Origin of the sequence: Pseudomonas sp. TWP3-2 (assembly GCF_049897765.1) — a bacterium.
Taxonomy (GTDB): Bacteria; Pseudomonadota; Gammaproteobacteria; order Pseudomonadales; family Pseudomonadaceae; genus Aquipseudomonas.
The window spans coordinates 1-9,005 of sequence record NZ_JAFCWW010000041.1; the positions used below are offsets into that span (position 1 = coordinate 1).

The 9,005-nt window shown below is 59.3% G+C and carries 4 protein-coding genes; 3 read left to right on the plus strand and 1 reads right to left on the minus strand.

Going from position 1 to position 9,005, the window contains the following annotated elements; genetic code table 11:
- Positions 1-223: 223 nt before the first annotated feature.
- Positions 224-1,687: a glyceraldehyde-3-phosphate dehydrogenase gene (locus ACP7EE_RS27525; RefSeq protein ID WP_426204098.1), complete on the minus strand. Its 1,464-nt coding sequence runs from the start codon at positions 1,685-1,687 to the stop codon at positions 224-226.
- Positions 1,688-2,041: 354 nt separating this feature from the next.
- Here ACP7EE_RS27525 and mfd point away from each other — a divergent pair, with 354 nt between their 5' ends.
- The 3 genes from mfd to ACP7EE_RS27540 are packed head-to-tail and all read left to right on the plus strand — an operon-like array spanning position 2,042 to position 8,770.
- A complete protein-coding gene (gene mfd, locus ACP7EE_RS27530; RefSeq protein ID WP_426204101.1) occupies positions 2,042-5,491 on the plus strand; it encodes a transcription-repair coupling factor in 3,450 nt (1,149 codons plus the stop codon).
- Between the two features lie 10 nt (positions 5,492-5,501).
- On the plus strand, positions 5,502-6,068 hold the full coding sequence (locus ACP7EE_RS27535) for a CsiV family protein (RefSeq protein WP_426238161.1): 567 nt from the start codon (positions 5,502-5,504) through the stop codon (positions 6,066-6,068).
- A gap of 11 nt (positions 6,069-6,079) precedes the next feature.
- Positions 6,080-8,770: an SNF2-related protein gene (locus tag ACP7EE_RS27540; protein WP_426238163.1), complete on the plus strand. Its 2,691-nt coding sequence runs from the start codon at positions 6,080-6,082 to the stop codon at positions 8,768-8,770.
- Positions 8,771-9,005 lie beyond the last annotated feature (235 nt).

Genomic DNA, 9,005 nt, shown 5'->3' on the forward strand with positions numbered 1-9,005 from the left:
TTCTTTATCGGCGCTTGGGTGAAAGGAGGAGGGGCGAAATCTCCCACGGATCTGTACTGCGTCAACAGTCAGAAGCCAGCCTAGTCCCTCCTCCTCCCTTCAAGTACCAAGCATACAAGCTAGCCTGCTAGCGATGAGGCCGGTACTGACAACACTGCTCTAAATGCCGCACAAACAAAAACGCCCCGACATAAGTCGGGGCGTTTTCATTTGCAGCTAAGGCTTAGCGCGGGAAAGCTGGCGGGTTTACACCGGCCATGTCTTCCATCACGCGGATTACCTGGCAGCTGTAACCGAACTCGTTGTCGTACCAGACGTACAGAACAACGCGGTTATCCTGGGTGATGGTCGCTTCAGCGTCGACCACACCGGCGTGGCGCGAGCCAACGAAGTCGGTGGATACCACTTCCTGCGAATTGACGAAGTCGATCTGCTTGTGCAGATCGGAGTGCAGCGCCATGTAGCGCAGGTACTCGTTCATCTCTTCACGGGTGGCGGCTTTCTCAAGGTTCAGGTTGAGAATCGCCATCGACACGTTCGGCGTCGGAACACGGATCGCGTTACCGGTCAGCTTGCCGGCCAGCTCAGGCAGAGCCTTGGCAGCAGCGGTGGCAGCACCGGTTTCGGTGATAACCATGTTCAGCGCGGCGCTACGGCCACGGCGATCGCCCTTGTGGAAGTTGTCGATCAGGTTCTGGTCGTTGGTGTACGAGTGAACGGTTTCGACGTGACCATTGATGATGCCGAACTTGTCATTCACAGCCTTCAGCACCGGCACGATGGCGTTGGTGGTGCAGGAAGCGGCGGACACGATCTTGTCGTCAGCGGTGATTTCACCGTGGTTGATACCGTGCACGATGTTCTTCAGCTTGCCTTTGCCAGGCGCGGTCAGAACAACGCGGTCGATACCCGGGCAAGCCAGATGCTGACCCAGGCCCTCGGCGTCACGCCATACACCGGTGTTGTCTACCAGCAGCGCGTCTTTGATGCCGTACTGGGTGTAATCCACTTCAGTCGGGTTCTTCGCGTAGATCACCTGGATCAGGTTACCGTTGGCGGTGATGGTGTTGTTTTCTTCGTCGATGGTGATGGTGCCATTGAACGAACCATGCACCGAATCGCGGCGCAGCAGGCTGGCGCGTTTGGTCAGGTCGTTATCGGCGCCTTTACGCACGACGATGGCACGCAGACGCAGACCGTCGCCGCCACCGGTTTTTTCGATCAGGATGCGCGCCAGCAGACGGCCGATACGACCGAAGCCGTAGAGCACAACGTCGGTGCCTTTACGTGCGGAAGCGTTCTGCTGGCCAACTACATCGGCCATCTCTTCGCGAACGAATTGCTCGGCGCTGCGGCCATTGCCTTCGTTGCGGAATTTATACGCCAACTTGCCCAGATCCACCGAAGCCGCGCCGAGCTTGAGCTCACTCATGGCTTTAAGAAGAGGGAATGTTTCGTGGACGGAGAGTTCGCTATCGTCGGAAGAACGGTGACGCGCAAAGCGGTGGGCTTTGAGAATCGCGATGACAGACTGGTTGATCAGGCTGCGGCCATAGATCGAGCTCACCACGTTGTTATTGCGGTAGAGCTGACCGATAAGCGGAATCATCGCTTCTGCGAGAGCTTCACGGTCGATCCATTCACCAAGACACTGGTCGGGCTTCTGAGTCACGGTAACCTTCCACATGTAGGGGCAGAAAAAAGGGGCTACATTATGCCGCTCGAAAGCACTTGTAGCAATGCGCGCCTGTCGCGCAATCAGTAACAAAATCCTGTTCAAAAAAATTACGCCCTTCTCCAGCCCAGTAAAACCGGGGCTTGCAGCGCAGTCAATTTTTCGACGACTGTCAGACGATGTCTGTAACCCTCCGAAACACCGGCCACTTTCGGCACTACATAATGCTTAAAAAAACCCGGTTTTTTGTTGTTACCACTACATTTCTCCCGAACGGTGCAGATAGACGCACACCGCAACTGACAGGCGGCACCCGACGCCGCTACAATTACCGACTTTGTCGCACCGCCTGGAGCTCAACCTTCCGTGCCCGTCCTGCGTCTACCGCAACTCCCTGCTGCGGCAGGTAAACAGCATTGGGGCAATTTGCCCGGTGCCGCCCTGAGCCTGGCGATTGCCGAGGCTGCCAGCGCTGCCAAGCGCTTCACACTGCTCCTGACCGCCGACAGCCAAAGTGCCGAACGGCTGGAACAGGAGCTGGGCTTCTTCGCCCCGGATTTGCCGGTGCTGCATTTCCCGGACTGGGAAACCCTGCCCTACGATCTGTTCTCGCCCCATCAAGACATCATTTCCCAGCGCATCGCTGCCTTGTACAGGCTGCCGGAGCTGGAACATGGCGTGCTGGTGGTGCCGATCACCACTGCCCTGCATCGCCTGGCGCCGACCAAATTCCTGCTCGGCAGCAGTCTGGTGCTGGATGTCGGCCAGAAACTCGATGTCGAGCAGATGCGCACGCGGCTCGAAGCCAGCGGCTATCGCTACGTCGACACGGTCTACGAGCACGGTGAATTCACCGTACGTGGCTCGCTGATCGACCTGTTCCCGATGGGCAGCAAACTGCCGTTTCGCATCGATCTGTTCGATGACGAAATCGAAACCCTGCGCACCTTCGATCCGGAAAACCAGCGCTCAATCGACAAGGTCGATTCGGTCAAGCTGCTGCCGGCCCGCGAATTCCCGCTGCAGAAAGACGCGGTCACCCGGTTCAAGGCGCGCTTCCGCGAGCGTTTCGACGTCGACTTCCGCCGCTGCCCGATCTTTCAGGACCTGAGCAGCGGGATTACCCCGGCCGGCATCGAGTACTACCTGCCGCTGTTCTTCGACGAAACTTCGACCCTGTTCGATTACCTGCCGCAAGACACCCAAGTGTTCTCGCTGCCGGGCATCGAGCAAGCGGCGGAAAACTTCTGGAACGACGTGCGCAATCGTTATGAAGAGCGCCGCGTCGATCCATCACGTCCTTTATTGCCACCCGCCGAATTGTTTCTGCCGGTCGAAGACTGCTTCGCGCGCCTGAAGAACTGGCCGCGCGTGGTCGCGAGTCAGCAGGATGTGGAAAGCGGCGCCGGCCGCGAGCGCTTCCCGGCGCAGGTGTTGCCGAATCTGGCGATTGAAGCCAAAGCCACGCAGCCGCTGGCGGCGCTGGCAGGTTTCCTCGACGAATTCCCCGGGCGCGTGCTGTTTACCGCCGAGTCTGCGGGCCGTCGCGAAGTGCTGCTGGAACTGCTCGAACGCCTGAAGCTGCGGCCGAAAACCGTCGACAGCTGGCCGGACTTTGTTGCATCAAAAGAGCGCCTGGCGATCACCATCGCCCCGCTCGACGAAGGCCTGATGCTCGACGACCCGGCGCTGGCACTGATTGCGGAAAGTCCGTTGTTCGGTCAGCGCGTGATGCAGCGCCGTCGCCGCGAGAAACGCGCCGACGCCAACAACGATGCGGTGATCAAGAACCTCACCGAGCTGCGCGAAGGCGCGCCGGTGGTACACATCGATCACGGTGTCGGTCGTTACCTCGGCTTGGCGACACTGGAAATCGACGATCAGGCCGCTGAATTCCTCACGCTGCAATACGCCGAAGGCGCCAAGCTGTATGTGCCGGTGGCCAACCTGCATCTGATCGCGCGCTACACCGGCAGCGACGATGCGCTGGCTCCGCTGCACCGTCTCGGTTCGGAAACCTGGCAGAAAGCCAAGCGCAAAGCCGCCGAACAGGTGCGCGACGTCGCCGCCGAACTGCTCGACATCTATGCGCGTCGTGCTGCGCGCGAAGGTTATGCGTTCGCCGATCCGAAGGCCGATTACGCAACCTTCAGCGCCGGCTTCCCATTCGAAGAAACGCCCGATCAGCAAACCACCATCGAAGCGGTGCGCGCCGATATGCTCGCGCCGAAACCGATGGATCGACTGGTCTGCGGCGACGTTGGTTTCGGCAAGACCGAAGTGGCAATGCGGGCCGCGTTCATCGCCGTGCATGGTGGTCGCCAAGTGGCGATTCTGGTGCCGACCACACTGCTCGCCCAGCAGCATTACAACAGCTTCCGCGACCGCTTCGCCGACTGGCCAGTGACTGTGGAAGTGATGAGCCGCTTCAAGTCGGCCAAGGAAGTCAACGCGGCGATTGCCGAGCTGGCCGAAGGCAAAATCGACATCGTCATCGGCACGCACAAACTGCTGTCCGACGATGTGAAGATCAAAAATCTTGGTTTGGTGATCATCGACGAAGAACACCGTTTCGGTGTGCGCCAGAAAGAACAGCTCAAGGCTCTGCGCAGTGAAGTCGACATCCTTACGCTGACCGCCACGCCGATTCCGCGCACGCTGAACATGGCCGTGTCGGGCATGCGCGATCTGTCGATCATCGCCACGCCGCCGGCGCGACGTTTGTCGGTGCGCACCTTCGTCATGGAGCAGAACAAGAGCACGGTCAAGGAAGCGTTGCTGCGTGAGTTGCTGCGTGGCGGTCAGGTCTACTACCTGCACAACGACGTTAAAACCATCGAGAAATGCGCTGCTGATCTGGCCGAACTGGTGCCAGAAGCACGCATCGGCATCGGTCACGGACAGATGCGCGAACGCGATCTCGAACAAGTGATGAGCGACTTCTACCACAAGCGCTTCAACGTGTTGATCGCCTCGACCATCATCGAGACCGGCATCGACGTGCCGAGCGCCAACACCATCATCATCGAGCGTGCCGACAAGTTCGGTCTGGCGCAGTTGCACCAGTTGCGCGGCCGCGTTGGTCGCAGTCACCACCAGGCTTACGCCTACCTGCTGACACCGCCGCGCCAGCAAATCACTGGCGACGCCGAGAAGCGTCTGGAAGCGATTGCCAACACTCAGGATCTCGGCGCAGGTTTCGTGCTGGCGACCAACGACCTGGAAATCCGTGGCGCCGGCGAACTGCTTGGCGATGGTCAGAGCGGGCAGATTCAGGCTGTCGGTTTCACGCTGTACATGGAGATGCTCGAACGCGCGGTGAAATCGATCCGCAAGGGCGAGCAACCAAATCTCGATCAACCGCTCGGCGGTGGTCCGGAGGTCAATCTGCGGGTCCCGGCGTTGATTCCGGAAAGCTATCTGCCGGATGTGCACGCACGCCTGATTTTGTACAAACGCATCGCCTCGGCTACCGATGAAGAAGGTTTGAAAGATCTGCAAGTCGAGATGATCGATCGCTTCGGCCTGTTGCCGGAACCGACCAAGAATCTGGTGCGCATCACTGCGCTGAAATTGCAGGCCGAGCAACTGGGCATCAAGAAAGTCGATGGCGGCCCGCAAGGTGGCCGCATCGAGTTCGCCGCGCAGACGCCGGTCGATCCGCTGACCCTGATCAAACTGATTCAGGGTCAGCCAAAACGCTACAAATTCGAGGGCGCCACGGTATTCAAATTCATGGTGCCGATGGAGCGCCCGGAAGAGCGCTTTAATACTGTAGAGGCGCTGTTCGAGCGCCTCATTCCGAAAACTGCTTGAAGGACGCCGCATGCGCCTGTTTCGCTCACTGACTTTGTTGCTGACTCTGGTCGCCCCGTCGGCATTTGCCGATGACTTGTATCAAGTCGAAATGATTCTGGTCCGGCAGAACGCTGTGCCGGCGATTGTCAGCCGCGCCGCACCGGAGGACTGGGCCGCTGGCGCCCAGCGCCTGGGCAATGACAGCCAACGCACGCCGGCGCTGGGCGAGGTTGCGAGCAAGCTCACGGCCAGCGGCGGGTACAGCGTGCTGATGCACAAGGCCTGGCAGCAGAACCTTGGCGAAGTGCCGGTGAAAGTTGCGGTCAGCGAAGGTGCGGAGCAATTCGGACAGTTCCCGATCGAGGGCACTCTGGAGATGAAGCTCGGCCGGTTCACCGACGTCAACGCGGATTTCTGGGTCAATCAGATTGACGCCAATGGCCTGGTCACCGCCAGCGAACGCCTCAAGCAAGAGAGCCACACCAAAAACGGTCAACTCAATTTTCTGGATAACGGCCACCTCGGCCTGCTGATCAAGATCACTTCCCTGACGGCGCCAGCGCCTCGCGAAGCGCCTGAAGCCATTCCGGACTGATCGAAGTCCTCATGTCCTCGCCCCTGAGCAAACCGTTGGCACCCTCCTGGGTCAGCCGATTCAAGGAACAGAGCCTGGAGCGTGGTCGCCGCTACGCCCTGGAAAACCGCGTACGCATCGTCCAGGTTGGCGACGCAACCATTACCGCCAGTTGCGAAGGCTCTGGCGGTAACGTCTACCGGCAGACGATTCGCCTGCGCGAGTCGGCCAAAGGCACGCTGCTGATGGTCGACGCCACCTGCACCTGTCCGGTGCACAGCAACTGCAAACACTGCGCAGCGGTGTTGCTGCAAGTCCAGGAAACCCTCGAATACCCGGCCGCGGCGAAAGACGCCGAGCTGCTGGAAAAACTCTCGGCCGTACTGGAAAACCGCAGTCCGAAAGCGCCGCCACAAGTGTTGGTGGATAACGTGCAACCGGTGCCACGCCTGTGGCTGGCCAGCGTCGAGTTCAGCGCCTTCGAACCGCGCAATGGCAAGATGCAGCGCTATATTCAGCACCGCGCGGCGCTGTCGTTCAGCTACTTGGACGAATACGTCAGCGGCCAGAAAAACAGCGACATCCTGATTCGTCAGGAAGCCCAGACCCTGCGGATCAAACGCCATCCGGATGTCGAACAGAACTACCGCGAACAGCTGCGCATCCTCGGTTTCCGCATCGCCACCCGCCAGAGCAAAGCCCTGCCGGAAAGTGCCGGCGAACTCTATGAGATGGTCAATGACAGCGCGTGGCTGACCTTCACCCTGAATGATCTGCAGAAGCTGCGCACGCAGGGCTGGGAATTGCAGATCGACGAGGAGTTCGGCTTCGATCTGACGGTCGTCGACGATTGGTACGCCACTGTCGAGCAGGCGCCAGAGCGCGACTGGTTCGATCTGGAGCTAGGGATCATCGTCAACGGCGAGCGCCTGAGCCTGTTGCCAATCCTGCTGAATCTGATGCGCTCCCACGCAGAAATCCTCAATCCGGAACGTCTTGCCCGTCGGCGCGATGATGAGCTGATTCTGGTGAATATCCCACAGCGCACCATCGAGAATGGACCGCTGCAAGTGGCCCTGCCACTCGGTCGCTTGAAACCAGTGCTGGCCACGCTCGGCGAGTTTTATTTGCAGCAACCGGGCGAAACCACATTACGCCTGAGCAAGGCCGACGCGACACGCCTGAATTCGCTGGAAGGCATTCCACTGTTATGGGAAGGCGGCGAGCAGATCCGCGGCTTCGCCCAGCGCTTGCGTGACATCCGCGACTACAGCGCGGCGGCGCCCGAGGGTTTGAACGCGGTTCTGCGGCCTTATCAGCTTGAAGGCTTGAGCTGGATGCAGTCACTGCGCCAGCTCGAAGTCGGTGGGATTCTTGCGGACGACATGGGGCTGGGCAAAACCCTACAGACCCTGGCGCATATTCTCAGCGAGAAGATCGCCGGGCGCCTGGATCGGCCGTGCATGGTGGTGATGCCGACCAGCCTGATTCCCAACTGGCTCGACGAAGCGGCGCATTTCACGCCGCAGTTGAAGGTTGTCGCGCTGTACGGTGCCACGCGTAAAAAGCACTTTGAGCATCTGGCCGAATACGACTTGATCCTCACCACCTATGCGCTACTGCCCAAGGACGTCGAACGTCTCGCCCAGCAACCGCTGCACGTGTTGGTGCTGGATGAAGCGCAATATATCAAAAACCCCAACAGCAAAGCCGCGCAGGCTGCGCGCGAACTCAACGCGCGCCAGCGCCTGTGCCTGAGTGGTACGCCACTGGAAAACCACTTGGGTGAACTGTGGTCGCTGTTCCACTTCTTGCTGCCCGGTTGGCTCGGCGACGTGAAAAGCTTCAACGCCGATTACCGTGTGCCGATTGAAAAGCGCGGCAGTGAAGTCAGACTTCAGCACCTGAATGGCCGGATCAAACCGTTCCTGCTGCGCCGCACCAAAGAGCAGGTCGCCACCGAACTGCCGCCGAAAACCGAGATCATCCATTGGGTAGATCTCAACGAAGCGCAGCGCGACGTGTACGAAACCATGCGGCTGGCGATGGACAAGAAAGTCCGCGACGAAATCACACGTAAAGGCGTGGCGCGTAGTCAGATCATCATTCTTGAAGCGCTGCTGAAACTGCGTCAGGTGTGCTGCGATTTGCGCCTGGTCAGCGGCGCCACCCTGCCCGCGCGTGGCAGCACCTCGGGCAAGCTCGACAGCTTGATGGAGATGCTTGAGGAATTGTTTGAAGAAGGTCGACGGATTCTGCTGTTCTCGCAGTTCACTTCAATGTTGTCGCTGATTGAAGACGAGCTGAAGAAGCGCAAAATTTCCTACGCGCTTTTGACCGGTCAGACCCGCGATCGGCGCACGCCGGTGAAGGAATTCCAGAGCGGCACTCGTCAGATTTTTCTGATCAGCCTGAAGGCTGGCGGCGTCGGATTGAACCTGACCGAGGCCGACACGGTGATTCACTACGATCCGTGGTGGAACCCGGCAACCGAGAATCAGGCAACCGACCGCGCGTATCGCATCGGTCAGGAGAAACCGGTATTCGTCTACAAGATGATCGCGCGCGGCACCGTGGAAGAGAAAATCCAGCACTTGCAGCGGGAGAAATCCGACTTGGCGGCAGGTGTGCTGGACGGGCGCAAGGCCGGTGACTGGAAGTTGCAGAACGACGACATTGAAGCGCTGTTTGCACCGCTGCCGGACAAGCTCGAAAAGCGCTGAGATTTTTGTCGTCTGTTAGATAGCTATCGCTGGCAAGCCAGCTCCCACAGGGTTATCAGTCGTACACAAAACCGTGATTCAACTCAATACCTGTGGGAGCTGGCTTGCCAGCGATGGGCATTGGTATCTACACATCTAAGTTCTTCGGCTGGCCATCCAGCCGATGGCTTCTTTAGCAAAAGCCGCCAGCTCCTCTGGGGTGTGTTGCTCCAACGTCTCACACATGGCCAAAAGC

What these genes read in the sequence shown, in the direction of transcription:
- ACP7EE_RS27525 (WP_426204098.1), bottom strand. Translation starts at nt 1,687, where the DNA reads ATGTGGAAGGTTACCGTGACTCAGAAGCCCGACCAGTGTCTTGGTGAA.
- ACP7EE_RS27535 (WP_426238161.1), top strand. Translation starts at nt 5,502, where the DNA reads ATGCGCCTGTTTCGCTCACTGACTTTGTTGCTGACTCTGGTCGCCCCG.
- ACP7EE_RS27540 (WP_426238163.1), top strand. Translation starts at nt 6,080, where the DNA reads ATGTCCTCGCCCCTGAGCAAACCGTTGGCACCCTCCTGGGTCAGCCGA.